This window comes from Mangrovactinospora gilvigrisea (assembly GCF_001879105.1).
Classification (GTDB): Bacteria; Actinomycetota; Actinomycetes; order Streptomycetales; family Streptomycetaceae; genus Mangrovactinospora; species Mangrovactinospora gilvigrisea.
This window is the reverse complement of record NZ_MLCF01000010.1, coordinates 1-26,547: the sequence shown is the minus strand read 5'-3', so window position 1 is coordinate 26,547 and position 26,547 is coordinate 1. Positions and strand designations below refer to the sequence as shown.

Sequence of the window (26,547 nt, the reverse complement as noted above, 5' to 3'; positions counted from 1 at the left end):
GGCTTGCCCTCCGGGCGCTTCGTTCTGGGTTAAACCTTACCAGACTTTCCGGCGGGGTTTTTCCCGCCTCCCTTTCCTTCTCGCGGACAACGCGAGAACACACCGAAGCGTCAAGACGCGACTGTGTGCTCGACGCAATGTCGAGACGAGTAGAAGTGAGAGAGGTTTGCCGCCTTCGCCGTCCCGGGGTGAGTACCCCTGGCTGCAGCGGCTCGGTCCACATTACGGACCGGCCGTCCCCGCGTCAAGTCAGTAGACCTGCCCAACCTGACGCGGCGACAAACGTCCTCCGGTCGGCGGGACTTCGGTCCCGCCGACCGGGGCGGGTCAGGGCCGGGTCAGGAGCCGTCGACCTCGACGGCGGCGAGGTTGCGCTTGCCGCGGCGGAGCACCAGCCAGCGGCCGTGCAGCAGGAGCTCCGGCGTCAGTGCGGCGTCCTCCTCCTCGACCTTGGCGTTGTTGGCGTAGGCGCCGCCCTCGCGGACCGTGCGGCGGGCTGCGGACTTGCTGGCCACCAGGCCCGTCTCGGCGAAGAGGTCGATCAGCGGGGTGCCGGCCGCGGCCCGGGCGCGGGGCAGCTCGGAGAGCGCGGCGGCCAGGGTGGCCGCGTCCAGCTCTGCGAGGTCGCCCTGGCCGAAGAGGGCCTTGGAGGCGTTGACGACGGCGGCCGTCTGGTCGGCGCCGTGCAGCAGGGTGGTGAGGTCCTCGGCGAGCGCGCGCTGGGCGGCGCGCGCCTGGGGGCGCTCCTCGGTCTGCCGGGCCAGGTCCTCGATCTCCTCGCGGCTGCGGAAGCTGAAGACCTTGAGGTAGTTGACGACGTCGGCGTCGGCCGCGTTGAGCCAGAACTGGTAGAAGGCGTAGGGCGTGGTCATCTCGGGGTCGAGCCAGACCGCGCTGCCCTCGGACTTGCTGAACTTGGTGCCGTCCGCCTTGGTGATCAGCGGGGTGGCGATCAGGTGGACGTTCTCGCCGGTGATCCGGTGGATGAGGTCCGTGCCGGCGGTGAGGTTGCCCCACTGGTCGCTGCCGCCCTGCTGGAGGGTGCAGCCGTAGCGGCGCTTCAGCTCCAGGAAGTCGTAGGCCTGCAGCAGCTGGTAGCTGAACTCGGTGTAGCTGATGCCCTCCTCGGACTCCAGCCGCCGGGCCACCGCCTCCTTGGTGAGCATCTTGTTGACGCGGAAATGCTTGCCGACGTCGCGCAGGAAGTCGATGGCGGAGAGGCCGCTCGTCCAGTCCAGGTTGTTGACCATGGTGGCGGCGCTGGGGCCGTCGAAGTCGAGGAAGGGCTCGATCTGGGCGCGCAGCCGGCCCACCCAGGCGGCGATGACCTCGGGGTCGTTGAGGGTGCGCTCGGCGGTGGGGCGCGGGTCGCCGATCTGGCCGGTGGCGCCGCCGACCAGGGCCAGCGGGCGGTGGCCGGCGAGCTGCAGGCGGCGCATCGTCAGGATCTGGACGAGGTGGCCGATGTGCAGGCTGGCGGCGGTGGGGTCGAAGCCCGCATAGAAGGTGACCGGACCGTCCGCGAGCGCCTTGCGCAGGGCGTCCTCGTCGGTGGAGAGGGCGATGAGGCCCCGCCACTTCAGGTCGTCGACGATGTCCGTCACGGTCTCCGGGTCTCCTTCGGTCGGCCGGGGCGCGGTGGCCCCTGGCTGCTGGGTTCCAAGCCTTCTTGAGGGTACGCGGTTCCGGCCACCCGTTTTCGGCCGTGCCACCCCTTGGACGCGGGCTCAGCCCTGTCGCGCCGTGCCGGTGCTGCGCTTGCGGGGGGTGTGGGCGCGGTACGGGCTCACCGTGGGGTCGGCGGCGATCCAGTAGCGGCGGGGGGTCGACGCGCCCGGGCCGGAGACGCCGGTGCGCGGGCCGGTGCTGATGGCGGAGGGCTCGGGCGGGGTGCCGGGGCGGACGCTCAGCAGCGCGCCGCCGCAGGCGTCGGCGCCGTCCAGCGTGCGGTCGAGGCGGAGGGCGGCGGCGAGCCGGCCCGGGCCGCTGGCGAGGTCGCGGTCGGCGCGGGAGGTGGTGCGGTGGACGCGGGCCAGGTCGGCGCCGTCCAGCACCTCTCCGGCGCGCAGCAGCACTCCGCCGGCGGTGGTGCCGGGGCCGCAGACCAGGTTCCCGGCGTAGTGCATGCCGTAGATGAAGTAGACGTAGAGGTGTCCCGGCGGGCCGAACATGGTGGCGTTGCGGGCGGTGCGTCCGCGGTAGGCGTGCGAGGCCGGGTCGTCGGCGCCGGTGTACGCCTCGACCTCGGTGATCCGCAGCACGATCGGGCCCTCGGGCAGTGCGCGGACGAGGTGCCGGCCGAGCAGGTCGGGGCCGACCTCCAGCGGGGAGCGGTCGAAGAAGGCGCGGTCGAGGGGGGTTGCCGTCACGCTTTCCGACCGTAGCGTGCCGGGGGGCGCGGCAGTGCGCAGTAGATTCGGTGGGACATGCCCCACATCGATCGAGGAGGCCCGCCGTGGCGATGACGCAACGTCCGCCGCTGCCGTACGACCAGCTGCCGCCGGTGCCGGCGTTCACGCTGACCAGCGAGGACTTCGAGGCGGGGGTGACGCTGCCGGACCGCCATGTCTACGCCGCGGACAACGTCTCGCCGCAGCTGTCCTGGTCGGGTGCCCCGGAGGGCACCGAGTCCTACGTGGTCACCTGCTACGACCCGGACGCCCCGACCGGCAGCGGGTTCTGGCACTGGGTGCTGATCGACGTGCCCAAGGAGGTGACGTCCCTTCCGGGCGGCGCCGGGACGGGGGCGTTCCCGGGGCTGCCGGACGGCGCCGTGCACGTCCGCAACGACTACGGCAGCCGCGACTTCGGCGGCGCCGCGCCGCCGCCCGGCGACCCGGCGCACCGCTATGTCTTCGCGGTGCACGCCGTGGACTTGCCGAAGCTGGGGCCGGACGGGGACGCCTCGCCGGCCTACGTCGGCTTCAATCTGCACTTCCACACGCTGGGCCGTGCGGTGCTGGTCGCCGAGTACGCCGCGCCCAAGGAGTAGCGGCGCGGCCGCGGGCCGCGTCGTCTCGGGTGGTCAAGTGCCCGGTCGCGGGCGGGGGTTGATCCCCGTCCGGGCCGGGCACATTGCTGTTGGCTGCCACCGGGACGGCGAAATTGCGTTGTGACGGTGGTGGGCCTCGGCGACAGTGGTCACACCCGCGGCCGGCGGGCGGTGAACGCACGGGGAGGACGCAATGAGATGCGCGACACACTGGTCCTGAACGCGAGCTACGAGCCGCTGTCGACGGTCTCGCTGCGGCGTGCCGTGGTCCTGGTGATGCAGGACAAGGCCGTGGTGGAGCAGGAGCATCCCGGGCTGCGGGTGCGCGCCGCCGGCGTCGACATGGCGGTGCCCCAGGTGGTGCGGCTCTGCCGGTACGTCCGGGTGCCGTTCCGACAACGGGCGCCGTGGTCGCGGCGCGGTGTGCTGGTACGGGACCAGCGGCGTTGCGCGTACTGCGGACGGCGGGCGACGACGGTCGACCACGTGGTGCCGCGGTCGCGGGGCGGGGCGGACAGCTGGATGAACACGGTCGCGGCCTGTGCGCGGGACAACCAGCGCAAGGCGGACCGGACGCCGGAGGAGGCGGGGATGCGGCTGCTGTCGCGGCCCTTCGAGCCGACTCCGGGGGCGGCGCTGATGCTGGCGCTGGGGGTCGATGTGGAGGAGCTGCCGCCCTGGCTGGCGTCCGCGGCGGCGTGACGGAGCAGGGGCGGATCTGCCTGGACGGGCGACCGGCCGCCGACCGTGGAGCGGTCGGCGGCCGGTCGTTCGTGCGTTCCCGCGCCGCGCGCGGGCTGTCGGGCTACTTCGGCGCGTACACCGCGAGGCGGCTGTTGTAGGCGTTGTAGTCCGGGAAGGCGTAGATGGTGTCGCCGATCATCCGGACGTTGCCGCAGGTCTGCAGATCGTGGGCGATCTCGTCGTCGCCGGGGAGGCTGCCGCCGCTGGTCATGGTTCCGCCGTTGAACGAGAAGCGGACCAGCTTGGGCGGCACGTTGTAGTCGGTGGTGTCGATCGCCAGCAGGCCCTTGCCGTCCTGGCCGAAGACCTTGGCCTGGTTCGACTTGCGCGGGTCGCTCTGCCACTTGGGCTTGCCCGTCGTCAGGTCGTAGGCGACCACGAAGTTGTTGGTGTTGTCGCTCTTGTCGGGCGAGACCACCGTGTACATCGTGGTGCCGTTGAAGAACAGCTGCTGGTTGTCGGTGTTGTTGGCGGGCCCGTAGATGCCGTTGATCGGGCCGGCGCCGTTGCCGTCGGCGGCCTTGATCGTCGGGTACGGGTTGCCGTGCGAGTCGAAGGTCGTGAACTGGCCCTTGTCGTCGAAGTCCTTGGTGATCAGCAGCGTCACCGGGCTGATGCTGATCAGCCGGAGGTTGCTCTTGAATCCGCCGGGGACGGTGTACTCCCACAGCATGTGGTTGGGCTTGCTGCTGGTGAGGTCGAAGAGCCGGACGTGGAAGTTGTCGTCGCTGGCGCCGGAGCAGCTGCTCCAGGTGACGACGGTGTCGCCCTGGGCGCTGCCGTAGGTGTTGCAGTACTGGCTGCCGCCGGAGTACGTCCAGTCCTTGGCGCCGGTCTTGATGTTGACGGCGACCGCGCCGCCGGAACGGACGGCGACCACGTGGGTGTCGCTGATCGAGACGGTGGCCGAACCGGAGCCGATGTCGTCGGAGGTGCTGCCCGGCGCGGTGCTGCCGGCCTGGATCTGGGCGCCGCTCTTGTTGCCGTCGAAGACCACCAGGTTGGAGCAGGAGCCCTTGGGGATCTGGAAGAGGATCGCGCCCTGGTTCGCGGAGTTGGTCGTCGGGGAGACCGCGCAGGGGATCATCCCGGCCTGCGGCGGCTTCACCGTGAACAGCTGCTGGCCCTTGGGGTTGCTGGACTTCAGGGCGTAGGCGATCGCGCCCTTCTTGTCGGCGCGCAGCACGAAGTTCTTGCCGACCATGGTGCCGACGATGGCCTCGTCGAGGTTTCCGCTGCCCTGGCTGAGGCTCGGGACGCGGAAGAGCGCCTTGTAGTTGGCGCTGATGTCGGTACCCGACGCGTCGGTCTGGGTGGTGCCGTGGGCCTGCTTCTTGCTGCCGCCGCCTCCGCCTCCGCTGCCGCCCAGGAAGAAGACGGCGCCGCCGATGATCAGGGCGAGGGCGACGACGCCGCCGACGATGCCGCCGATGATCTTGCCGTTCCTGTTGCCGCCGGGGGGATTGCCGGGCGCGGACGGGCCGGGCGCCCAGGCGTTCGGCGGCTGGGGCCCGTTGGGGCCGTACGCGGCGTACGGGTTGCCGGGCTGCTGCTGGGGCATCGGGGTCGCCTGCGGGGGGACCTGCCCCGGCTGCGGGGTGTGCGCCGGCGGGGGCGGAGGCACCTGGCCGGGCTGCGGCGGGACCTGGCCCGGCTGCGGCTGGCCCGGCGCGGGGCCGTAGGGGTTCGACCCGGCGTAAGGATTCTGCCCGGGCGGGGGCGTCTGCGGCGACGGCGGGTAGCCGTAGCCGGGGGCGCCGGCCGGCGCGCCGGGGGCGGGGGCGGACGGCGGGGCCGGCGGATATCCGTAGCCGGGCGAGGGCTGTTGGGGCGTCTGACCGTAGCCGGGGGCCGCCGGCTGGCCCGGTTGCTGCGGCCCCGCGGCGCGCGGGTCCTGGGCGTCGTTGGTTCCGTCGGCCATGGCTGGTTGTTCCCCGTCCGGTTGTGATGAAGCAGGTGCAATGAGCTGCAGCCTAGCGAGCGGGGCCGAAGGTGGCCCATGGCGCGCCCGGGTCGGTTACCGGTCTGAGACGGTTCCGGCGTCGATCGGCAACAGGGCCGTGGCCGGTCCGGGTGGTCACCGGGTCCCCCGCGCTGGTAGGAACGGGCTATGGGCAACGGGAGTGTTGACGGCGAATCGGGCGGCAGCGGCGGCCCGGAGCGCGCGGACGGCGCCGGGCGGACGGCCGCCGCGGCCGCCGACGACGTGCTGGCCCTGCTCTCGGACCTGCTGCCGGTGCTGGCCCCGCACGCCCTGCTGGACCGCGAGGAGCGCCGGCTGGTGCTGCTGGTGGACGGCGCCCACGCCACCGTCGACCTGGAGCCGCTGCTCTCCGCGTGCCGGGGCCGGCCGCAGCACACCTGGCCGCGGCGCGTCGAGGAGTGGCTGGCGGCGACCGCGGAGGGTTCGGCGGCGGCGCTGCGCGAGCGGCGGCGGCTGGGCGGGGACGTCGAGTCGCGGCTGCGGGTGCGGCTGGTGCCGCCGCTGCCCGGCCCGGAGCGGCGCCGGCTGATGTGTTTGCCGTACGGGCCGCTGCTGGACGTGGTGATCCACCTGGACCATCCGGCCGAGCCGGGCCCGCTGTCGCGGGAGCGGGCGGTGCAGCTGGCGCTGGCCGACCCGGGCGAGGCGGCGATCACCGGGACGCTGCGGCGCGAGGTGCCGACGTTCTCCGTCCACGACGAGCCGCTGGGCGGCACCGGGGAGGACGGCGACCGGGTGCGGGTGGTGGCCCGGGACGGCAACCCCTATGTCACCGGCGTGCTCTTCGACCTGGAGCGGTTCGTGCCGGCCGAGGAGCGGCCCCGCGGGCTGCTCGTCGGGCTGCCGTGCCACAGCCGGGTGCTGCTGTACGCGGTGCGCGGCGAGGCGCTGCTGCGGGTGGCGCCGGTGATGGCGGCGCAGGTGCGGGAGGAGTTCGACGCGGCGCCGGACGGGTGCGATCCGCGGTTGTTCTGGTGGCACGAGGACCGGCTGTACGAGCTGCGGCGCGGGCGGTTGACGGGGCGGCCCCGGGTGCCGTGGGCGCTCCGTTCGCTGCTGCGCTGAGGGGGCGGGGAGGCGCCGGGCGGCTCCGCGCCCCCCTGACGGGGCGCCAGGTTCAGCGGTCGCCGGGGCGCTTGGGGATGGGCCAGGCGCCGCGGCCGCGGGTGGGATAGGCCTCCTGCTCGGGGATCGGCGTCGCGCTGCCCGCGTCGCCGGCCGCCATGCCGCCGTTGCCGCCGCCGGGGATCCCGCCGTTGCCGAGGTTGCCGATCGCGCTGCTGAGGCCCTCGACGGCCTTGCCGATCTCGCTGGGGATGATCCACAGCTTGTTCGCCGAGCCCTCGGCGATCTTCGGCAGCATCTGGAGGTACTGGTAGGCGAGGAGCTTCTGGTCGGGGTCGCCCTCGTGGATGGACTCGAAGACGGTGCGGATCGCCCGCGCCTCGCCGTTCGCCTTGAGGACCTGCGCGTCCGCCTCGCCCTGCGCCCTGAGCACCGCGGCCTGCTGCTCGCCCTCGGCGCGCAGGATCGCCGACTGCCGGTCGCCCTCGGCGCGCAGGATCTCGGCGCGCTTGTCGCGGTCGGCGCGCATCTGCTTCTCCATCGAGTCCTGGATGGAGGTGGGCGGCTCGATCGCCTTCAGCTCGACGCGGTTGACGCGGATGCCCCACTTGCCGGTGGCGTCGTCGAGGACGCCGCGCAGCGCCGCGTTGATCTCCTCGCGGGAGGTGAGCGTCCGCTCCAGGTCCATCCCGCCGATGATGTTGCGGAGCGTGGTGACGGTGAGCTGCTCGATCGCCTGGATGTAGCTGGCGACCTCGTAGGTGGCGGCCCGCGCGTCGGTCACCTGGTAGTAGATGACGGTATCGATGTTGACGACCAGGTTGTCCTGGGTGATGACGGGCTGCGGCGGGAAGGGCACGACCTGCTCGCGGAGGTCGACGCGGGCCCGGATGTTGTCGATGAAGGGGACGACGATGTTGAGGCCGGCGCCGAGCGTGCGGGTGTAGCGCCCGAACCTCTCCACGATGGCTGCGCTGGCCTGCGGGATGACCTGAACCGTCTTGATCAGGGCAACGAAGATCAGCACCACCAGAATGATCAGAATGATCAAGACGGGGTTCACGACTGCTCCCTCTAATGACTGCGCGGGTCCTGCTGGTTGAACGTCTGTCGACCGGTTGGCGCGCTCCTCGACATCCTGCCCGCCATCTTGTCAGAAACGCACGGCACGGGCGCCTCCCCTCGGATGACGGACCGTCGGATTCGGAAGTTCTGACGACCCGTTCAGATGACGACGGCCGTGGCGCCGTCGATCTCGACGACGTCGACCTTCTGACCCGGTTCGAAGGCGCGGTCGGGCTCCAGCGCGCGGGCCGACCAGACCTCCCCGCCGAGCTTGATCCGTCCGCCCTCGGTGTCGACCCGCTCCACGACGGTGGCGCTGCGGCCCTTGAGCGCGTCCACCCCGCTGCGCAGCGCGGCGGGTTGGGGCTTGTGGCGGTGCCGGTAGGCGATCGGCCGGATGACGACGACGCCGGCGACGGAGACCGCGGCGAAGACGATCACCTGGAGGATGGCGCCGCCGCCGAGGACCGCGGTGAGCGCGCCCGCCAGCGCTCCGACGGCGAACATCGCGAACTCCGGCAACGCCGTCACGATGAGCGGAATGCCGAGCCCCACCGCCGCGATCAGCCACCACGCCCAGTCCTCCATACCGGAAATGGTAGGTCGCCGGGCGGGCAAACGGCGAGGGAGTGTCAGCGCGCTTCCCCCGCACGGGTGTTGGGGGCGTCGTGTTTCGGCCGCGGCCCCGGCGGCCCGGGTGCCGGCGCGGCGGTCCCGGCGGAGTCAGCCGAGCGGCAGGCCGCGGGCCGTCCAGCGCTCGCCCTGGCGCTCGACCGTCAGCGGCAGGCCGAAGCACTTGGAGAGGTTGCGGGAGGTGAGGGTCTCCTCCAGCGGGCCGGAGGCGACCAGCTTGCCGTTGTTGATCATCAGGCAGTGGGTGAAGCCCGCCGGGATCTCCTCGACGTGGTGGGTGACCATCACCATCGACGGCGCCGCCGGGTCCTTCGCCAGCCGGCCCAGACGGCGCATCAGGTCCTCGCGGCCGCCGAGGTCGACGCCCGCCGCGGGCTCGTCCAGGAGCAGCAGCTCGGGGTCGGTCATCAGCGCGCGCGAGATCAGCGTGCGCTTCCGCTCGCCCTCGGAGAGGGTGCCGAAGGTGCGGTCGGCGAGGTGGGCGATGCCCAGGCGGTCCAGCAGCAGGCGGGCGCGGTCCTCGTCGCTGCGGTCGTAGGACTCGCGCCAGGTCGCGGTCATGCCGTAGGCGGCGGTGAGCACCGTCTCGACGACGGTCTGGCGGCGCGGGATGCGGTCCAGCATGCTGGCGCCCGCGATGCCGATCCGCGGGCGCAGCTCGAAGACGTCGACGCTGCCCAGCTTCTCGCCGAGGATCTGCACCGTCCCGGTGGAGGGGTGGAGGTAGCTGGAGGCGACCTGCAGCAGCGTGGTCTTGCCGGCGCCGTTGGGGCCGAGCACCGCCCAGCGCTCGCCCTCCTCGGCGGCCCAGGAGACATGGTCGACCAGCGGCCGTCCGCCGCGCACCACGGATACGTCCACCAGCTCCAGAACGTCGCTCATGCGTACGTCGTCTCCCCTTGCGTAGTCGCGTTGCGTAGTCGCGGTCAGGCTGCGGGGCCGCCCGCCGGGCTGTCGGCCGCGCCGATCTCGTTGTCCCCCAAAACCTACGCCACGTGGAGGGCGTTACGGGCCGCCGGGGTGTGTCGGGGAACCGTCGTAGTCTGGCGGTCATGCTGGACGAGACACGGGCCGGACGGTTGACGGCATGGGGCAATGCGGCGCTGGCGGGGAGCGCCGCGCCGGACGATGTGGTCCACGAGGTGGCCCGGGGCGAACTGCACCGGGTCGTCGGGCTGCCCGGGGCCGGCTCCGACCCGGCGGGGGTGGAGCAGGTGACGCTCGCCATCGCGCTGGGGCGGCTGCGCAACCTGGGGGTGCGGTCGCTGCGTCTCGCGCTGCCGGTGCCGGGGCATCCGCTGGGGCTGTGCGGGCCGCCGGAGTTCAACGCGCTGGCGCTGGAGGCCGGCGAGGCGGTGGTGGCCGGCGGCGCGGACCCGGGTACGGGGGCCGGCCCGGCGTTCGGCCTGGTCCCCGAGGTGACGGAGCCGGCCCCGCATCCGGAGGTGGCGGAGGACGACGAGGCCGCCGCGCAGGCGACGGTGGTGCTGTGGCGGTGCGTGGCCGCGCGCGACGGCTTCCCCGCGGACGTCCCGTCGCTGTCGGAGGCCGAGCGGGAGCTGTCGGAGGCGATGCGGGAGGCGACGGCGGCGCTGGCCGGGTTGGACCTGGCGGGCGCCGGGCCGGACACGCTGGCCGCGCTGGAGGAGTTCCGGCGGCGCAGCGGCCGCCACCGGGTGCTGCTGGCGCCGGGGTATCCGCCGCGGGCGGTGCGGGTGCTGGAGTCCGCGCAGCGGGTCGCGGCGCTGGTCGGGCTGGCGTCCGCGGAGGGCGAGGGCGGCGCGGCGGTGACGGCGGCGGAGTTGAGCGCGCGGGAGTCGGTGCTGCGACCGCTGGAGCGGGTGGCGCGGCGCGCGCAGGTGGCCGCCTATAACGCTTACGGGTACTGAGCGTTCCGCTGCGGTTCATGGCAGCGCCGTCCCGCAGCGCGAGGCTGCGGGACGGCGCGTGACCGGGCGTCAGGCTTACTTGTTGACGCAGGTGTTGCCGAACGTGGGGTTGAGCAGGCCGATCACGTTGATGGTGTTGCCGCAGACGTTCACCGGAACGTCGATCGGGGCCTGCACCACGTTGCCGGAGAGGACGCCCGGCGAGTTGACCGCCGCGCCCTCGGCCGAGGCGCCGCCGGTGTGGGCGGAGGCGATGCCCGCGCCGCCGGCGATGAGCGCGCCCGAGGCGGCGACGACGAAAGCGGCCTTCTTGATGTTCTTCAGCACGGCAATCCCCTTGTCTGTGCTGTCTGTGGCTGTGGGCCCCCGTTCGGGCCCCCCTGACGATCACCGACCTTAGGGGAATATGCAGTACCAATCATCACCAAATCACTCGAAGGTGAAGTTCCGTCAGAAGTTTCACTAATCCGAGTGAAAAGGCGAAACCCCGCCGGGCACACCCGGCGGGGTTCGTCCGTCTCGCGCGGAGACTCAGGCGTTGTGGCTGTGGTCCCCGAAGGTCGGGTTCAGCACGCCGATGCCGTTGATGGTGTTGCCGGTGACGTTCACCGGAACGTGCACCGGAACCTGCACGAAGTTGCCGGAGCCGACCCCCGGCGAGTTCGTGGCGGCACCGTCGGAGTGCGCGGCGGCGTTCGCGGCACCCGCACCGGCGGCAAACGCGCCGCCCGCGGCGACGGTCAGCGCGACAACCCTCTTCACGTTCTTCACTGTTGCTCCAACTCTCCACTTGAGAACCGCGGTTGGCGATTGCTGACCGCAGGACGCACTGGAGAACTGGGCGGGGGACGGGCGGGACACGTGCGCCGGGACGGGTTGCTCCAAATGGGTGAAGAACCCCGGGAAGCGCCCCGGTCAGCGCCTCGATCCCCTTGGTTGTCAGCCGAGTTCGGCCAGACCGGTGCGAACCGCCCAGAGCGCCGCCTGGGTGCGGTCCGCCAGGTCGAGCTTCATCAGGATGTTCGACACATGGGTCTTCACGGTCTTCTCGGAGAGCACCAGCGCCCGGGCGATCTCCCGGTTGGAGCGGCCGTCCGCGATGAGCGCCAGCACCTCCCGCTCCCGTTCGGTGAGCGAGCCGGCCCGGCCGCCCGCGTCCCCGGAGTCGCCCTCCCCCGCCAGCAGCGCCCCGGCCAGCTCCGGCTGGAGCAGCACATGGCCGGCGTGCACGGCCCGGATCGCGCCGGCGAGCGCCTCGGGGTCGACGTCCTTGTAGACGTAGCCGGCGGCGCCGGCCCGCAGCGCGGGCACCACCGTGCGCTGCTCGGTGAAGCTGGTGACGATCAGCACCTTCGCCGGGTTGTCGCGCTCGCGCAGTTGACGCAGCGCCTCGATGCCGTCCATGCCGGGCATCTTGACGTCCATCAGCACCACGTCCGGGTGGAGCGCCTCGGTCTGCTCGACGCCCTCGGCGCCGTCCGACGCCTCGCCGACCACCAGGATGTCCGGCTGCACCTCGAGGAAGGTGCGCAGCCCGCGCCGGACGACCTGATGGTCGTCGACGACCAGGACGCGGATCTTCTCGCCGCTCCGTGCCTCAACCACCGGGAACCTCCAGCTCGATGACGGTGCCCCGACCCGGGGCGGAATCCACCTGGACCGTGCCGCCGACCGCGGCGGCCCGTTCGCGCATCGACACCAGCCCCAGCCGGCGCCCCTTGCCGCGCACCTCCTCGACGTCGAAGCCGCAGCCGTCGTCGATGATCCGCAGCACCGCGCCGCTCTCGCAGGTCTCGCCGCCGCGGCAGGTGAAGGTGACGCGCACCCGCGCGGCGCCGCTGTGCCGCAGCGCGTTGTGCAGCGCCTCCTGGGCGATGCGCAGCACCGCCTCCTCCTGCGCGGCGGGCAGTGCGCGGAGCCGGTCGGCCTCGATGGTGACGTGCGCGGAGTGGGCGCGGTCCAGCACCTCGACCTCACTGCGCAGCGCGGCGACCAGGCCGTCCTCGACGAGGGCGGCGGGCCGCAGCTCGACGACCACGCCGCGCAGCTCGTCGGCGGCCTGGGCGGCGAGCGACGCCACCTCGGCGAGCTCCTCGCGGGCCCGGTCGGGCTCGCCGCGGTCCAGCAGGGCGCTGGCCGCCTGGGCGGTGAGGCGCAGCGAGAAGAGCTTCTGGGCGACCGCGTCGTGCAGCTCCTGCGCGATCCGGGAGCGCTCCTCGACGATGGTCAGCTCGCGGCTGCGCTCGTAGAGGCGGGCGTTGGTCAGCGCGATGGCGGCGTGGTCGGCGAGGGTGCGGAGCAGCTCCTCGTCGCGCTCGTCGAAGGAGTCGGCGCCGGTCTTGTTGGAGAGGAAGAGCGCGCCGAGGACGTCGCCGCCCTCCTCGCCGCCGTCGAAGATCGGAACGCCGAGGAAGTCGCGCAGCTCGGGGTGGGCGGACGGCCAGCCTCCGAAGTCGGGGTGCTCGCGCACGTCGTCGAGGCGCTGCGAGGCGGCCTTCTTGACCATCTCGGCGAGGACGCCGTGCTGGCGGGGCAGCGGGCCGATGGCCTTCCACTGCTTGTCGCTGATGCCGTCGACGACGAACTGGGCGAAGCCGCCGTGGTCGTCGGGGACGCCGAGCGCGGCGTAGCGGGCGCCGACCAGGCGGCGGGCGGTCGCCGTGATGGTCTGCAGCACGCGGCGGACGTCCAGGTGGCGCGTCATGGCCAGCACGGCGCCGCTGAGCTCCGCGAAGTCGCGGGGGTCCGCGGGGCAGTCGCCGCAGGGGATGCGGCGGGGGCGGGGCGGAGCGTTGGTCATGGGGGAAACCTACCTCCGACCGCGGGGGACGCGGATCGGCGGGACGGAGGGGAAGTCCTAGGTCCGGTGGTCCTAGGTCTCGGGTCGGTGCGCGGCCGATGAGTTTCCGCCCGGCGGAGGGTCTGGACCGGGAACGGCTTGTGCCCGACCCGGAAGGGGGCTGCGATGGACACCATGGCGAAGAGCGGGGCGGACCGCGCACGGGAGGACGTGCTGCGGGCCGCCGCCCGCTTCCGCCCCGAACTGCTGGCGCACTGCTACCGGATGCTGGGCTCCGCCCACGACGCCGAGGACGCCGTGCAGGAGACCCTGCTGCGGGCCTGGCGCCACGCCGACGCCTTCGAGGGCCGCTCGTCGCTGCGGCACTGGCTCTACCGGATCGCCACCCGGGCCTGTTTGACGGCGCTGGAGCGCCGGGCCGGCGCCCCGCGCCTGGAGCCGCTGCCCGATCTGATGCTCGCCGGCCCGGACGGCGGCGACCCGGCCGCCGTCGCCCTGCGGCGCGACGGGGTGCGGCTGGCGCTGGTCGTCGCGCTGCGCCGGCTGCCGCCCCGGCAGCGGGCGGTGCTGCTGCTGCGGGACGTGCTCGCCTGGCGGGCGTCCGAGACGGCCGAGGCGCTGGGCGTCTCGGTGCCGGCCGTCAACAGTGCGCTGCAGCGCGCCCGCGAGCGGCTGGGCCGGCTCCCGGACGGCGGCGGCGAGGAGGGCTCGGCGCCGCTGGACCCGAGGCGGCGGGAGCTGGCGGAGCGGTACGCGCGAGCCTTCGAGGAGGCGGACGCCGAGGCGCTGCTGGGCGTGGTGCGCGCGGACGTCGGCTTCGCCATGCCGCCCGAGCCGCTGCGGCTCTCCGGCGCGGCCGAGGTGGTCGCCTTCCTGGCGGAGCGGGTGCTGCCGGGCGGGCCGGACCGGTTCCGCACCGTGCTGGTGTCGGCGAACGGCGGACGGCCCGCGGTGGCCGGGTACCTGCGGCGGGAGGACGGCGTCCACCGCCCGTACGCCGTCTCGGTGCTGGAGGTGGCGAAGGACGGGATCGCGGAGGTCACCGCGTTCCGCGATCCGTCCCTCTTCCCGCTCTTCGGGCTGCCGCCGGTGCCGGACGGGCCCGCCGCCGGGCCGTCAGGCGCCGGGCCGTCGGAGGCGGCCTAAAGGGCCGTGAGCCCCTTGGGGTCGACCTGGTAGGCGAGGGCGGTGCGGGCGGGGTCCGTCATCACCTCGACGGCGGCCGCGGCGACCTGTTCGGTCGTCAGCACCGGGCCCATCCGGGCGGTCAGCTCCTCGGCGGTGATGCCCTGGTCGGCGGCGAAGCCGGCCACCGCGCCCGCGCCCAGCCGGGTCGCAGGGGTGAGCCCGGGCAGCAGCGCGCAGAAGCGGATGCCCAGGCCCAGGCGCGCGGACTCGCCCGCCGCGTACTGGGCGACGAACCGGACGGTGGCCTTGGAGCCGGCGTAGCCGCCGCTCAGCGGGGAGCCGCCCAGCGCGGCCCCGCTGGAGACGGCGAGCACCGCGGAGCCGGGCGGCAGCGGCCGGGAGAGCGCCTGCCGGCTCCACTCGAAGGCCTGCCGGACGTCGGTCTCCCAGGCCACGCGGAAGGTGTCCCAGGTGTGGTCCTGGAGGTGCCGGACGAGGGGCGTCGCCCCGGCGTTGAGGATCAGCAGGACGGGCTCGCCGGCGCCGGCGTGCCCGTCGAGGACGCGGACGGCGGTGGCCGGGTCGGCGGCGTCGCCGGGGGCGGGGACGAAGCCCGGCCCGAGGTCGGCGCGGACGGCGTCGAGGTCCTCGGCGTGGCGGGCGACGCCGACGACGCGCGCCCCGGCGTCGACGAGCGCCCCGGCGAGGGCCCGTCCGAAGCCCTGGCTTGCGCCGGTGAGGATCGCGGTGCGGCCGCGCGGGGATGCGGGTGCGGGTGCGGGTGCGGGTGCTGCGGAAGACACGAGAGGGCCTCCGGTCTCGGTGGTGGGTGTTCCGAGACAGAGACCCTCGGCGCGGGCGGAACTCATCGGAGTTCCGCCGGGGAGTGTGCGGGCGGACCCGGTCAGACGCCCGCGTAGGAGTGCATGCTGTTGAAGAAGATGTTCACCAGGTAGTAGTTGAAGATGAAGCAGGCGAACGCCACCAGCGAGATGTACGCCGCGCGGCGGCCCTTCCAGCCGGCCGTCGAGCGGGCGTGCAGGTAGGCCGCGTAGGCGACCCAGGTGATGAAGGCCCACGTCTCCTTGGGGTCCCACTGCCAGTAGTGGCCCCAGGCGTTCTCCGCCCAGATCGCGCCGCAGATGATCGCGAACGTCCACAGCGGGAAGATCACCGCGTTGACCCGGTAGGCCGTCTTGTCCAGCGAGGCGGCCGACGGCAGCCGGTCGAGCATCGCGCCGAGGCGCCCGCCCTCGCGGCCGGCCGCGACCCGCTTCTCCCGGGAGTCCTTGAAGAGGTAGAGCACCGCGGAGATGAAGCCGACGTGCAGCGCCCCGAAGGAGACGATCGCCGCCGAGACGTGGATGATCAGCCAGTACGAGTGGAGCGCCGGCACCAGCTGCGCGGAGGCGGTGTACAGCTCGGTGACCGCCACGCCCAGCGTGGTCAGCACCGCCAGCATCATGAAGATGCCGAGCCAGCGGCCCTTGCCGCGGAGCGCGAAGCCCAGGTAGACGCCGGCGGCCACCAGCGTCACGGCGAGGGAGAACTCGTACATGTTCCCCCACGGCGCCCGGTGCACCGACATCCCGCGGGCCACCACCGAGGCGAGGTGCAGGACGAAGGCGAGGACGGTCAACGAGACCGCCATCCGGCCGAACATGTCGGCCCGCTCGTTGCCGCCGGAGACGTCGCCGTCGTCGTCCGACTCCTCGGCGAGGAGCGCCTCCAGCTTGGCGTCGTCGACGCCGCCGCCGGCCGCCGCGCCCTTGCCGGCCCGCCCGGAGCCGCCGACGCCCGCGCCGACCAGCACCTTCTCCTCGGCGGATTCGTTCGCGGCGCCGACCAGGGCCGCGGACTGCACCGCGACCCGGCTGCGGCCGCCCCAGACCCACTCCGCGCAGTAGGCGAAGAACGCCAGAAGGTACACGGCGATCGCGGAGTAGATCAGCCAGTTGCTCAGTTGTGCCAGGGTCTCGTTGGCCACCGCACCGTCCCTTTGCTGGATATTCCGAACCACGTCCGGCATACAGACGCAAGAAAGGTTAGCGAGCCCCCCGCGGCGGCCCGACGGCGGGGCACCGACGCGCCGTCGCGGCGCGTCGATAGTGTTCGAATCATGCCGCTCCTGGAACCGAAGCCCGACGCGCTGCTCCCCCGCGACGGCCGCCCGTCCCCCGACCGCGTTCCGGCGGAGCTCGCCGGTGGCACGCCCGAGCCGCTGCGCTCCGAACTGATCACCCTGATGGGCGAGGAGAAGGTCCGTCATCGGATCACCGACCTGGTGCGCTACGCCTCCGACGCCAGCGCGTACCGGTTCGTGCCGCAGGTCGTGGTGGTGGCCGAGACGGTGCAGGACGTCTCCGCGATCCTCGCCTACGCCCGCCGCACGGGCCGCAGCGCGGTCTTCCGGGCCGCCGGCACCAGCCTCAACGGGCAGGCGCAGGGCGACGACATCCTGGTGGACGTGCGCCGCGCCTGGCAGTCGGTGCAGGTGCTGGACGAGGCCCGGCGGGTGCGGGTCGGCCCCGGCACCACGGTGGCCCGTGCCAACGCCACCCTGGCCCGGCACGGCCGCCGCCTGGGCCCGGACCCGGCGAGCTCGATCGCCGCGACGCTGGGCGGGGTGGTGGCCAACAACGCCTCGGGGATGAACGCGGGCATCACCGCCAACTCCTACCGCACGGTCGCTTCGATGACCGTGGTGCTGCCCTCGGGCACGGTGCTGGACACCGCCGCGCCGGACGCCGACGAGCGGCTGGCGGCGGCCGAGCCGGAGCTCGCGGCCGGCCTGCTGGAGCTGAAGCGCGAGGTGGAGGCGGACGCGGAGCTGTCCGCCCGGATCCGCGCCAAGTACGAGATCAAGAACACCAACGGCTACCGCCTGGACGCGCTGCTCGACGGGGAGACCCCGGCGCAGATCCTGCGCGGGCTGATGGTGGGCTCGGAGGGGACCCTCGGCTTCCTCTCCGAACTGGTCTTCGAGACGCTGCCGTTCGACCGGCTGGCGTCCACCGCGCTGCTCTTCCTGCCCACCCTGCGGGACGCCGGCGCGGCGGTGCCCGGGTTCGTGGCGGCCGGCGCCTTCGCCGCCGAGATCATGGACGAGAACACCCTGCGCGCCTCCGCGGTGATGGAGGGCGTGCCGCCGGAGTGGGCGGAGCTGCCCGAGGGCACCGCCGCGCTGCTGGTGGAGTACCGGGCGGCGGACGAGGCGGCGCTGGCGGCGAAGGCGGCGGCCGCCCAGGCCCACCTGGACACGCTCACGCTCGCCGGCGTCCCCCAGGAGGGGTTCGTCCGGGACGCGAAGAAGCAGGCCTTCTACTGGAAGCTGCGCAAGGCGTTCGTCACCGTGGTGGGAGGCACCCGGCCGTCTGGGACGACGCTGATCACCGAGGACTTCTGCGTCCCGCCGTCCCGGCTCGCCGACGCCGCGGAGGCGCTGCTGGAGCTGCAGCGGGAGCACGGCTTCACGGTGGCGGTCGCCGGGCACGCCTCGGCCGGCAACCTGCACTTCATGATCGCCTTCGATGCGGCGGACGAGGGCGACGTGCGCCGCTACGCCGCCTTCATGGACGACTTCTGCCGGATGACGGTGGAGCGGTTCGACGGCTCGCTCAAGGCGGAGCACGGGACGGGGCGCAACATGGCGCCGTTCCTGGAGCTGGAGTGGGGCGCGAAGGCGACCGGGCTGATGTGGCGCATCAAGCGGCTCTTCGACCCGTCCGGGGTGCTCGCCCCCGGGGTGCTGCTGGACCGCGACCCCGAGGCGCATCTGCGCGGGCTGAAGACCATCCCCGAGGTGGAGAAGGTCGCCGACCCGTGCATCGAGTGCGGCTTCTGCGAACCGGTCTGCCCCAGCCGCGACCTGACGACCACTCCGCGGCAGCGGATCGTGCTGCGCCGGGAGATGATGCGGCAGGGCGAGCAGACCGAGGTGCTGGACGGGCTGGTCGAGGAGTACGGCTACGACGCGGTGGACACCTGCGCGGGCGACGGCTCCTGCAAGATCGCGTGTCCGGTGGGCATCGACACCGGCGTGATGATGAAGGGCTTCCGGCACGCGCGGCACTCGCCGGCCGAGGAGCGCACCGCGGCGGCGGTCGCCAAGCACTGGGGGGCGGTGGAGTCGGGGGCGCACGCCGCGGTGGCGGTGGCGTCGAAGCTGCCGTCCGGGCTGGTGGGCGGGGTGACGCGGGCGGCGCGCGCGGTGGTCCGTCCGGACCTGGTGCCCGAGTGGCTGCCGGAGGTGCCGGGGGCGGCGCGGCGCGAGCGGGTGCCGCGGATGGCGGCGTCGGCGCGGGCGGAGGCGGCGGCGGTGTACTACCCGGCCTGCGTCAACCGGATCTTCGGCGAGTCCGACGGCGACGGGCCGTCGCTCCCGGAGGCGATGGTGGCGGTGAGCGCGCGGGCCGGGCTGCCGGTGTGGATCCCGCAGGCCTCCGACGGCACGCCGGGCGTGGTGGGGACGTGCTGCGCGACCATCTGGCACTCCAAGGGCTACGAGGACGGCAACGCCCTGATGGCGAACCGGATCGTGGAGCGGGCCTGGGAGTGGACGGACGGGGGGCGGCTGCCGCTGGTGGTGGACGCGTCCAGCTGCACGCTGGGGATCTCCAAGGAGACGGTGGCGTACCTGACGGAGGAGAACCGGGAGCGGCACGCGAAGCTGACCGTCGTCGACTCGGTGACCTGGGCGGCGGAGCGGCTGCTGCCGCGCCTTGAGGTGAAGCGGCGGCTGGGGCGGGTGGTGGTCCATCCGACGTGCTCGATGGAGCACTTGGGGGTCTCCGGGCAGCTGGTGGAGGCGCTGCGGGGGATCGCGGACGAGGTGGTGGTGCCGGACGGCGCGGGGTGCTGCGGGTTCGCGGGCGACCGCGGGATGCTGCACCGCGAGCTGACCGAGTCGGCGACGGCGGCGGAGGCGGCCGAGGTGCGGGAGCGGGGGCCGTTCGACGCGTACGTCTCCGCGAACCGGATGTGCGAGGTCGGGATGGACCACGTCACCGACGACGCCGGCTACCGCTCGATCATCCTCGAACTGGACCGCGCCACGCGGTAGCCCGGTCCCCGCCCGCCGCCACGCCCCAGCGAGGCGCCGGGCGCTCCGCGCCGCCGCGGGCGGGAGCGGGAAGGGAACGAGGAACGGGGGGCGGGGAGAGCAGAGAGAGTGAGGGGCGGCGTGAACGGGCAGCCCGGCGGCCGCGGGCAGCGCTCACGCCGGAGCCACCCGCGCGAAGCGCCGGGCGCTCCGCGCCGCCGGGGGGCGGCAGGAACCGGCGGACCGGCGGCAGCCGACGGCGCCCACACCGCAACCACCCCCGGGCGGGGTGCCGGGGCGAAGGGGCGGCAAGCGGGGCCGGGCGTCAGCGCTTGCGCATGACCTCGGGCTCGTGGCGGCGCAGCAGCCGCGTCACCAGCACGCCCGCGACGATCGCGAGCAGCGCCAACGCGCCCATGTTGATGCCCCACTGACTCGCCGTGTGGTCCCACAGCGGATCCGTCGCATTGGGGTGCTTCGGGTCCCACGGCGGCAGGATCTTGTTGAGGTTGATCGTCGCCGCGTGCGCCGCCACCCCCCACCGGGACGGCATCAGCCACGCGACCTGCTCCAGCCCCGGTGTCCCCGGGATCTTGAACAGCGCGCCGGTGAACACCACCTGCACGATCGCGAAGATCACCAGCAGCGGCTGCGTCGACTCCGGCGCCCGCACCACCGACGAGATCACCAGGCCGACCATCATCGCGACCACGCCCAGCAGCATGATCACCAGGATCAGCTCGACCTCGGGCAGCGACTTCAGCACCAGTCCCTCGGTCGGCAGCTTGCGCCCGGCCATCCCGATCCCGGCGATGACGATGCCCTGCACCGCCGTGATGACGCCGAGCACGATCACCTTGGAGAGCACGTACGCCGAGCGCGACAGCCCCGTCGCGCGCTCGCGCTCGTAGATGACGCGCTCCTTCACCAGCTCGCGCACCGAGTTCGCCGCCCCGGTGAAGCACGCCGCGATCGCCAGCATCAGCAGCACCGTCGGGGCGTCCTTGTTGAAGCCGCCGCCGGGTGGCGCCGCCAGGCCGTCCGCCGACGGGATCACCCGGCTCACCGCGCCCAGCACCAGCGGCAGCACCGCCATCAGCACGATGAAGCCGCGGTCGGAGGAGATCACCGAGACATAGCGCCGGCAGAGCGTGGTGAGCTGGGAGAGCCAGCCCTGCGGCTTCGGCGGCGCGGTCGCCGCCCGCGCCCCGCGGCCGCCGCCCGCGACGCCCACCCCGCCCTGCCGGTTCTCCGGCGCGACGGCCTCCACGTCCGCGCTGTAGACCTGGTAGTGCTGGGAGTCGCGGTAGCGCTGCGCCCAGTCGTAGTCCTTGTGCTCCTCCAGCTGGATCAGCACGTCCGCCCAGTCGTCCTGCCGGAAGAAGGCGAGCGCCTCCTCCGGCGGGCCGAAGTAGGCCACCTTGCCGCCCACCGCGAGCACCAGCACCCGGTCGCAGAGGTTGAGGCTGGCGACGGCGTGCGTCACCACCATCACCGTGCGGCCGTCGTCGGCGAGCCCGCGCAGGGTCTGCATGGTCTGCTTCTCGCGGCCCGGGTCGAGGCCGGAGGTCGGCTCGTCGAGGAGCAGCAGCGACGGCTTGGTGAGCAGCTCCAACGCCACCGAGACGCGCTTGCGCTGGCCGCCGGAGAGGGTGGTGATGCGGTTGTCGGCGCGCTGGTCGAGGCCCAGCTCGCGGATGACCTCCTCGACGCGGGCGTTGCGCTCCTCGGGGCGGGTGTCGCCGGGGAAGCGCAGCCGGGCCGCGTAGCGCAGGGCGGTGCGCACCGTCAGCTGGCTGTGCAGGATGTCGTCCTGCGGCACCAGGCCGATGCGGGAGCGCAGCTCGGCGAACTCCTTGTAGAGGTTGCGGCCGTCGTACAGGACGTCGCCGCTGTCCGCCGGCCGGTACCCCGTCAGGGCCTTGATCAGCGTGGACTTTCCGGCACCGGACGGGCCCACCACGGCCACCAGCGACTTCTCGCCGAGGCCGAAGCTGACCCGGTCCAGGATGCGGGTCTTCTGCGGGCCGACCTCCACCACCAGCTCGCGGGCGGCGAAGGAGACCGCGCCGGTGTCCTCGAACTCCTGCAGCTCGGTGCCGACCAGTCGGAACGCGGAGTGGCCGATGCCGACGACGTCGGTGGGGGCCAGCACATGCCGCTCCACCCGGACACCGTTGACGTAGGTGCCGTTGTGGCTGTCCAGGTCGACGATCTCGGTGCGGCCGTCGGAGGTGGGCCGCAGCTCGGCGTGGAAGCGGGAGACCATCAGGTCGGTGAGGACGAGGTCGTTCTCCAGCCCGCGGCCGATGCGGTAGCGGGTGCGGCCGCGCTGGGCGGCCGTCAGGTCGCGGATCATGGTGGCGCCGCGGTCGCCGTAGACGGTGCCGCCGCCGAGCGAGTAGCCCCCCTCGCGCTCGGCGAGCGCCGGTCCGCGTCCGCCGCCCGCGGCGCCGGCCCCGCCGACCCCCGCGGCGGCGACGACCGGTTCGGGGGCCGTGACGACGGAGAGCACGGGTCCGTCCGCGGCGCTGCCGAAGCGGAGCGCGGTGCCGGAGGTGAGCGGCGCCTCGTGTATCCGCTCGGGGCCGCCGATGGCCGGGTTGACGGCGTAGGTCCCGTTCGTGGACTGACGGTCCTTCAGCACCCACTGCCGCTGCTCGGGCGGGTAGGTGATGACGGCGTGCCGCCAGGAGACGCGGGTGTCGTCGGTGGCGAACGAGGACTCCGGACTGCGGCCGATGGTGTACTGCTGGTCGGTGTCCAGCGTCCAGGTGCGGCCGTTCCAGTCCAGTTGCATCTCGGGCATGACGCTCCCCCGGGTCGTCATCGGTTGCTTCGGAATCACGATGGCAGCAGCCGGTCGGATCCGGAAGACACCTGCGGATCTGCGGAGTTGGGCAAAAAGCGGAGGGGCCGCCCCGCTGTCGCGGTGCGGCCCCCCTGACGAGGCGTTACTTGCGCATGACCTCGGGTTCGTGCCGGCGCAGGAACCGGGTCACGAGGAACGCGCACACCAGTGCCATGGCCACCAGGATCCCGATGTCGATGCTCCACTGGCCCACGGTGTTGTTCCAGATCGGGTCGGTCTTGCCGCTGGAGTCCCAGGGCGGCGACAGCCGGTTGATGTTGATGCTGGCGCCGAGCGCGCCGAGGCCCCAGCGGGCCGGCATCAGCCAGGCGAGCTGCTCGACGCCCGCGCTGCCGAAGATCTTGAACAGGGCGCCGGCGAAGGCCACCTGGACGACCGCGAAGAGCACCAGCAGCGGCATGGTCATCTCGCTGCTCTTGACGACGGCGGAGAGCACCATGCCGATCATCAGCGAGGCGATGCCGAGGACCACCAGGGTGAAGGTCATCTCCAGGAACGGCGACTGGCTGGAGAGCAGCAGGCCCTTGTCCGGCAGGGCCCGGTAGTTGAAGCCGATCAGGGCGATGACGATGCCCTGGATCGAGGTGACGATGCCGAGCACGATCACCTTGGACATCATGTAGGCCGAGCGCGACAGGCCGGTGGCCCGTTCCCGCTCGTAGATGACGCGCTCCTTGACCAGTTCGCGCACCGAGTTGGCCGCCCCGGTGAAGCAGATCGCCAGCACCATGATCATCAGGCTGGTGACGGCGTCCTTGTTGTAGAAGGGGAAGCCCTTGGCGTTGGTGGGTGGATCGGGGATCTTGAAGCCGTACTTGTTGGGCAGCACCATCACCAGCGCGCCCAGGATCAGCGGCAGTGCGACGCTCAGGCCCAGGAAGCCCTTGTCGGACGAGATCACCCGGGCGTAGCGGCGGCACAGCGTCCACAGCTGGGAGCCCCAGCTGGAGGGGCGCGGCGGGCGGGCCGTGGGCTGCATCGCCATCGCGCCGCCGGGCTGCATCTGCTGCTGCGCGGCCTGCTGGGCCGCCTGCGCCTGCTGGGCGTCGAGCTCGCCGGAGTAGAGCTGGTGGTGCTCGGAGGACCGGTAGCGGCCCTTCCAGTCGAACTCCTTGTTGCGGTCGAGCATGTCGAAGACCTCGGACCAGCGGCCGACGCCGAAGAACGGCAGCGCCTCGTCCGGCGGGCCGAAGTAGGCGACCGAGCCGCCGACCGCGAGCACCAGCACGCGGTCGCACAGGTCCAGGCTCTCGGTGGCGTGGGTGATGACCACGCAGGTGCGGCCGTCGTCGGCCAGCCCGCGCAGCATCTGCATCACCTGGCGCTCCATGCCCGGGTCGAGGCCCGAGGTGGGCTCGTCCAGGAAGAGCAGGGACGGCTTGGTGAGCAGCTCCAGGGCGACCGAGACGCGCTTGCGCTGACCGCCGGAGAGCGCGGTGATCCGGTTGCCGGCACGCTGCTCCAGGCCCAGCTCGCGGATGACCTCCTCGACGCGGGCGTTGCGCTCCTCGTGCGCGGTGTCGCCGGGGAACCGCAGCTGGGCGGCGTAGCGCAGCGCCGAACGGACCGTCAGCTGGCTGTGCAGGATGTCGTCCTGCGGCACCAGGCCGATGCGGGAGCGCAACTCGGCGTACTCGCGGTAGAGGTTGCGGCCGTCGTAGAGCACGCTGCCCTCGTCGGCGGGCCGGTAGCCGGTGAGCGCCTTGACGAGGGTGGACTTGCCGGCACCGGACGGGCCGAGGACGGCCACCAGCGACTTCGAGTTCAGCCCGAAGCTGACCGAGTCGAGGATCTTCATCCGCTCCTTGCCCACGATCACGTTCAGGTTGTGGGCGGAGAAGGAGACCTCACCGGTGTCCTCGAACTCCTGGAGGCTGTTGCCGACCAGCCGGAACGAGCTGTGGCCGATGCCGACCACGTCGTCCGGGCCGATGACCTGCTGGCGGACCTGCTGGCCGTTGACGTAGGTGCCGTTGTGGCTGCCCAGGTCGACGAGCTCGGCGCGGCCGTCGGGGAGCAGGTTCAGCGTGGCGTGGTAGCGGGACGACTGCAGGTCGTCGACGACCACGTCGTTGTCGAGCGCACGGCCGATCTTGACCACGCCGACGCCCTGGAGGCTGCGGATCGCGGTCGGCTGAACGTTCCCTCCGGCGCGGTTGCCGCCGGCCTCGGGGTGCTGCCCGGAGGCGGGGCGCCGCGGCGCGGTCGGCTGCTGGGCGAACTGCGCCTGCGCCGGGACCTGCTGCTGCGGCGGCATGCCCTGGGGCGGCATCCCCTGCGGGGGCATGCCCTGCTGCGGGGGCATCCCGGCCTGCGGGGGCGCGCCCTGGGGCATCTGGACGGCGGGGCCGGCCAGCTGGGTGCGGGCCTCGTGCAGGTTGGACTGCGCGGCCTGCGCCGGCTCCGGGGCCGTGCCGCGGAAGGCCAGCAGCGGGCCGTCCTGCGGGTTGCCGAGGTTGACCACCGTCCCCGGCATCAGCTGCACCACCTGGGTGCGCTGGCCGTTCACATAGGTGCCGTTGGTGCTGCCGTGGTCGGTCAGCACCCATCCGGACCCGTCGAATCCGATCGTGCCGTGGCGCCAGGAGACCCGCGCATCATCGAACACGAAAGCGGATTCACCGCCGCGGCCGAGGTCGTAGCTGCGCCCGGGATCGAGCGTCCACGACTGACCGTTCCATTCCAGTACTAGTTCCGGCACTTCCAGCCTGCCCCACGTTCGACTTGCCTTGAATCCCCCGGGCAATACGCGTGTTGCACCACGGCGCTCGCTACCGGCTGGGGGAAAACTATCGCAGCCTGCACGCCAAGGGAAAAGCCGATTGGGGTTACTGATAGGCAACGGTGCGGTACAGGACCGTCGCGATTGTCCGTGTTGTGTCTCCGAGCCGCCGTCAGAAGCCGTGCGGCATGGGCAAGTCGGCGGGCCCCCAGTAGGGTCGGAGGGGATCGGCGGACGCGCCCCCAGCGCGAGCGGGAGCGTCCCGCGACACGACGACTCGGGGTGGGGCCATGGACGGGCGCGACGGGCAGATGCCCCCTCCGCGCGACGAGGCGGCCGCGGTGGCGACCGCCCTGGTGCGCGGCTGGCTCCCGGCGCTTCTCGCCGCCGCGTGGGCGCTGGGCGTGATGGGCGGCGTCGCCGCCCTCGGGCTCCATCTGGTCGGCGCGGACAAGGTCGCCCGGCTGCTGCCGATGACGGCGGCCGTGGTGGTGCTCTCCTTCGGCGGCCACCTCCAGCCCAGCGGCGACCTCCAGGCGTTCGGCGCCAGCGCCGGGCCCACCGGCATCGGCCTCCATCTGATGCCGCTCGGCCCCACGGTGGCCGGCGCGCTGGTGCTGGGCGCGGTCTTCCTGCGGCCGCTGCGCCGGCGCGTCTCGGTCAGTCCGGCGGAGCTCGCCGTCCGCGCCGGGCAGCTGATAGTGGTCTTCGCGGTGCTCTGCTCCGGCGTCACCTGGGCCGCGCACGACACCATCACCATCGACGGCGCCAAGCTGGTGCCCAGCGGCGGGCTCAACCTCGGCGGCATCGACCTGGGCGACCTCGGCAAGAGCCTCGCCGGGCTGGCCGGCTCCAAGGCCTCCGTCGGCTTCCGCGCCTCGGCGGGCTCGGCGCTGCTGGGCTCGCTGGTGTTCGCGCTGGTGGTGGCGGTGCTCGCGGTGCTCTCCTCGCGCCGGCTGCCGGCGCTGCGCGGCTCGGGCGGGGTGGGGCCGCTGCTGGTGCAGCGTCACATCCGGCCCGCGGTCTCCGCGGTGGTGACGGTGGGCGTGGGCGCGGTGGCCGCGGCGGTGGTCGGCGGGCTGATCGCGGCGATCACCGGCAACGGGGGATCGACGACGGTGGGCGGGGTGCTGCTGGCGGCGCCGAACGCGGCGTTCGTCGCGGTCTCGCTGGGCATGTTCGTCACCTGGAGCGGCGAGGCGAAGGGACAGCTGGCGCATGTGGTGCCGGCGCCCCTCGACCAGTTCCTGAAGCCCGACATGGCGCGCACCTTCGGGCCGGGCGACCTCGCCTCGCTGGACGGGCGGGTGTGGCTGCTGCCGGTCGCGGTGGCGGTGATGGTGCTGGCGGCGGGCGTGCTGGCCGCCGCGCGGGCGGCGGACGCGGAGCGGCGGTTCGGCCCGGGCGGCGTGTTCCGCGCGTCGGCGGGCTGGGTGCTGGTGCGGGCGGTGTCGCTCGGGGTGGTGCTGGCGGTGGCGGTGCCGGTGACGGGGGCGCTGTCCGGGATGAAGCTGGACGCGTCGGTGTCGGTGCTGGGCATGAACGCGGTGGGCGCGGGGCTGACGCTGAGCCAGTCCGCGGGCCTCGGCGTGGCGCTCGGCGCGGTGTACGG

Annotated in this window: 21 protein-coding genes; 7 read left to right on the top strand and 14 right to left on the bottom strand. The window is 73.1% G+C overall.

What is annotated here, in order from left to right; all coding sequences use genetic code 11:
- Positions 1-338 precede the first annotated feature (338 nt).
- Positions 339-1,604: a tyrosine--tRNA ligase gene (gene tyrS / locus BIV57_RS03450; RefSeq protein ID WP_071655124.1), complete on the bottom strand. Its 1,266-nt coding sequence runs from the start codon at positions 1,602-1,604 to the stop codon at positions 339-341.
- 123 nt (positions 1,605-1,727) lie between these two features.
- Positions 1,728-2,369: a DNA-3-methyladenine glycosylase gene (locus BIV57_RS03445; RefSeq protein ID WP_071655123.1), complete on the bottom strand. Its 642-nt coding sequence runs from the start codon at positions 2,367-2,369 to the stop codon at positions 1,728-1,730.
- Positions 2,370-2,461: 92 nt separating this feature from the next.
- On the opposite strand from BIV57_RS03445, the gene BIV57_RS03440 reads away from it, so the two are divergent.
- The gene (locus BIV57_RS03440) at positions 2,462-2,992 is read left to right on the top strand and encodes a YbhB/YbcL family Raf kinase inhibitor-like protein (RefSeq protein ID WP_071655127.1); all 531 of its coding nucleotides are present in this window, start codon (positions 2,462-2,464) and stop codon (positions 2,990-2,992) included.
- 198 nt (positions 2,993-3,190) lie between these two features.
- Positions 3,191-3,694: an HNH endonuclease gene (locus tag BIV57_RS03435; protein ID WP_071655122.1), complete on the top strand. Its 504-nt coding sequence runs from the start codon at positions 3,191-3,193 to the stop codon at positions 3,692-3,694.
- 103 nt (positions 3,695-3,797) lie between these two features.
- Here BIV57_RS03435 and BIV57_RS24475 read toward each other — a convergent pair whose 3' ends face one another.
- Entirely contained in the window at positions 3,798-5,657 is a 1,860-nt protein-coding gene (locus BIV57_RS24475) for a hypothetical protein (protein ID WP_071655121.1), read from the bottom strand.
- A 189-nt stretch (positions 5,658-5,846) separates the two neighbouring features.
- Here BIV57_RS24475 and BIV57_RS03425 point away from each other — a divergent pair, with 189 nt between their 5' ends.
- Entirely contained in the window at positions 5,847-6,785 is a 939-nt protein-coding gene (locus tag BIV57_RS03425; RefSeq protein WP_071655120.1) for a hypothetical protein, read from the top strand.
- A 52-nt stretch (positions 6,786-6,837) separates the two neighbouring features.
- Here the strand turns inward: BIV57_RS03425 and BIV57_RS03420 are convergent, their stop codons facing one another.
- The 3 genes from BIV57_RS03420 to BIV57_RS03410 all read right to left on the bottom strand — a co-directional run bounded on the left by BIV57_RS03420 (position 6,838) and on the right by BIV57_RS03410 (position 9,365).
- Positions 6,838-7,848, bottom strand: a complete 1,011-nt coding sequence (locus tag BIV57_RS03420) for an SPFH domain-containing protein (RefSeq protein ID WP_071655119.1) — start codon at positions 7,846-7,848, stop codon at positions 6,838-6,840.
- A gap of 161 nt (positions 7,849-8,009) precedes the next feature.
- Positions 8,010-8,438 (bottom strand): NfeD family protein, encoded by a 429-nt coding sequence (locus BIV57_RS03415; RefSeq protein WP_071655118.1) that lies wholly within the window; start codon positions 8,436-8,438, stop codon positions 8,010-8,012.
- Positions 8,439-8,573: 135 nt separating this feature from the next.
- Entirely contained in the window at positions 8,574-9,365 is a 792-nt protein-coding gene (locus BIV57_RS03410; protein ID WP_071655117.1) for an ABC transporter ATP-binding protein, read from the bottom strand.
- A 170-nt stretch (positions 9,366-9,535) separates the two neighbouring features.
- Here BIV57_RS03410 and BIV57_RS03405 point away from each other — a divergent pair, with 170 nt between their 5' ends.
- The gene (locus BIV57_RS03405) at positions 9,536-10,372 is read left to right on the top strand and encodes a hypothetical protein (RefSeq protein ID WP_071655116.1); all 837 of its coding nucleotides are present in this window, start codon (positions 9,536-9,538) and stop codon (positions 10,370-10,372) included.
- A gap of 75 nt (positions 10,373-10,447) precedes the next feature.
- Here BIV57_RS03405 and BIV57_RS03400 read toward each other — a convergent pair whose 3' ends face one another.
- The 4 genes from BIV57_RS03400 to BIV57_RS03385 all read right to left on the bottom strand — a co-directional run bounded on the left by BIV57_RS03400 (position 10,448) and on the right by BIV57_RS03385 (position 13,076).
- Positions 10,448-10,696, bottom strand: coding sequence for a chaplin (locus BIV57_RS03400; RefSeq protein ID WP_071655126.1), 249 nt, complete (start codon positions 10,694-10,696; stop codon positions 10,448-10,450).
- Between the two features lie 207 nt (positions 10,697-10,903).
- Positions 10,904-11,143, bottom strand: coding sequence for a chaplin (locus BIV57_RS03395; protein WP_071655115.1), 240 nt, complete (start codon positions 11,141-11,143; stop codon positions 10,904-10,906).
- A gap of 168 nt (positions 11,144-11,311) precedes the next feature.
- Complete coding sequence (locus BIV57_RS03390; protein WP_071655114.1) at positions 11,312-11,977, bottom strand: response regulator; 666 nt, start codon at positions 11,975-11,977, stop codon at positions 11,312-11,314.
- Complete coding sequence (locus tag BIV57_RS03385; protein WP_245797405.1) at positions 11,970-13,076, bottom strand: GAF domain-containing sensor histidine kinase; 1,107 nt, start codon at positions 13,074-13,076, stop codon at positions 11,970-11,972. Before BIV57_RS03385 ends, BIV57_RS03390 begins: the two co-directional genes overlap by 8 nt.
- A gap of 261 nt (positions 13,077-13,337) precedes the next feature.
- Between BIV57_RS03385 and BIV57_RS03380 the strand changes: the two genes are divergently transcribed.
- Positions 13,338-14,318: a sigma-70 family RNA polymerase sigma factor gene (locus tag BIV57_RS03380; RefSeq protein ID WP_079169969.1), complete on the top strand. Its 981-nt coding sequence runs from the start codon at positions 13,338-13,340 to the stop codon at positions 14,316-14,318.
- Here BIV57_RS03380 and BIV57_RS03375 read toward each other — a convergent pair.
- Complete coding sequence (locus BIV57_RS03375) at positions 14,315-15,103, bottom strand: SDR family oxidoreductase (RefSeq protein WP_071655112.1); 789 nt, start codon at positions 15,101-15,103, stop codon at positions 14,315-14,317. The two genes, BIV57_RS03380 and BIV57_RS03375, sit on opposite strands and share 4 nt — an antisense overlap.
- Positions 15,104-15,204: 101 nt before the next feature.
- Positions 15,205-16,329, bottom strand: a complete 1,125-nt coding sequence (gene ccsB / locus BIV57_RS03370) for a c-type cytochrome biogenesis protein CcsB (RefSeq protein WP_071655111.1) — start codon at positions 16,327-16,329, stop codon at positions 15,205-15,207.
- Between the two features lie 90 nt (positions 16,330-16,419).
- On the opposite strand from ccsB, the gene BIV57_RS03365 reads away from it, so the two are divergent.
- On the top strand, positions 16,420-19,362 hold the full coding sequence (locus tag BIV57_RS03365; protein ID WP_071655110.1) for an FAD-binding and (Fe-S)-binding domain-containing protein: 2,943 nt from the start codon (positions 16,420-16,422) through the stop codon (positions 19,360-19,362).
- Positions 19,363-19,666: 304 nt separating this feature from the next.
- On the opposite strand, the gene BIV57_RS03360 is transcribed toward BIV57_RS03365, so the two are convergent.
- Both BIV57_RS03360 and BIV57_RS03355 read right to left on the bottom strand, forming a co-directional pair.
- Positions 19,667-22,150 carry an ATP-binding cassette domain-containing protein gene (locus BIV57_RS03360; protein WP_071655109.1) on the bottom strand — a complete coding sequence of 828 codons (2,484 nt, stop codon included), beginning with the start codon at positions 22,148-22,150 and terminating at the stop codon, positions 19,667-19,669.
- A gap of 145 nt (positions 22,151-22,295) precedes the next feature.
- Positions 22,296-24,914, bottom strand: a complete 2,619-nt coding sequence (locus BIV57_RS03355) for an ABC transporter ATP-binding protein/permease (RefSeq protein WP_071655108.1) — start codon at positions 24,912-24,914, stop codon at positions 22,296-22,298.
- Positions 24,915-25,225: 311 nt separating this feature from the next.
- On the opposite strand from BIV57_RS03355, the gene BIV57_RS03350 reads away from it, so the two are divergent.
- On the top strand, positions 25,226-26,547 hold a 1,322-nt coding region (locus BIV57_RS03350), incomplete at its 3' end, for a streptophobe family protein (RefSeq protein WP_217651680.1).

What these genes read in the sequence shown, in the direction of transcription:
- BIV57_RS03440 (WP_071655127.1), top strand. Translation starts at nt 2,462, where the DNA reads ATGACGCAACGTCCGCCGCTGCCGTACGACCAGCTGCCGCCGGTGCCG.
- BIV57_RS03435 (WP_071655122.1), top strand. Translation starts at nt 3,191, where the DNA reads ATGCGCGACACACTGGTCCTGAACGCGAGCTACGAGCCGCTGTCGACG.
- BIV57_RS24475 (WP_071655121.1), bottom strand. Translation starts at nt 5,657, where the DNA reads ATGGCCGACGGAACCAACGACGCCCAGGACCCGCGCGCCGCGGGGCCG.
- BIV57_RS03425 (WP_071655120.1), top strand. Translation starts at nt 5,847, where the DNA reads ATGGGCAACGGGAGTGTTGACGGCGAATCGGGCGGCAGCGGCGGCCCG.
- BIV57_RS03415 (WP_071655118.1), bottom strand. Translation starts at nt 8,438, where the DNA reads ATGGAGGACTGGGCGTGGTGGCTGATCGCGGCGGTGGGGCTCGGCATT.
- BIV57_RS03410 (WP_071655117.1), bottom strand. Translation starts at nt 9,365, where the DNA reads ATGAGCGACGTTCTGGAGCTGGTGGACGTATCCGTGGTGCGCGGCGGA.
- BIV57_RS03405 (WP_071655116.1), top strand. Translation starts at nt 9,536, where the DNA reads ATGCTGGACGAGACACGGGCCGGACGGTTGACGGCATGGGGCAATGCG.
- BIV57_RS03385 (WP_245797405.1), bottom strand. Translation starts at nt 13,076, where the DNA reads ATGACGCGCCACCTGGACGTCCGCCGCGTGCTGCAGACCATCACGGCG.
- BIV57_RS03380 (WP_079169969.1), top strand. Translation starts at nt 13,338, where the DNA reads ATGGACACCATGGCGAAGAGCGGGGCGGACCGCGCACGGGAGGACGTG.
- ccsB (WP_071655111.1), bottom strand. Translation starts at nt 16,329, where the DNA reads ATGCCGGACGTGGTTCGGAATATCCAGCAAAGGGACGGTGCGGTGGCC.
- BIV57_RS03365 (WP_071655110.1), top strand. Translation starts at nt 16,420, where the DNA reads ATGCCGCTCCTGGAACCGAAGCCCGACGCGCTGCTCCCCCGCGACGGC.
- BIV57_RS03360 (WP_071655109.1), bottom strand. Translation starts at nt 22,150, where the DNA reads ATGCCCGAGATGCAACTGGACTGGAACGGCCGCACCTGGACGCTGGAC.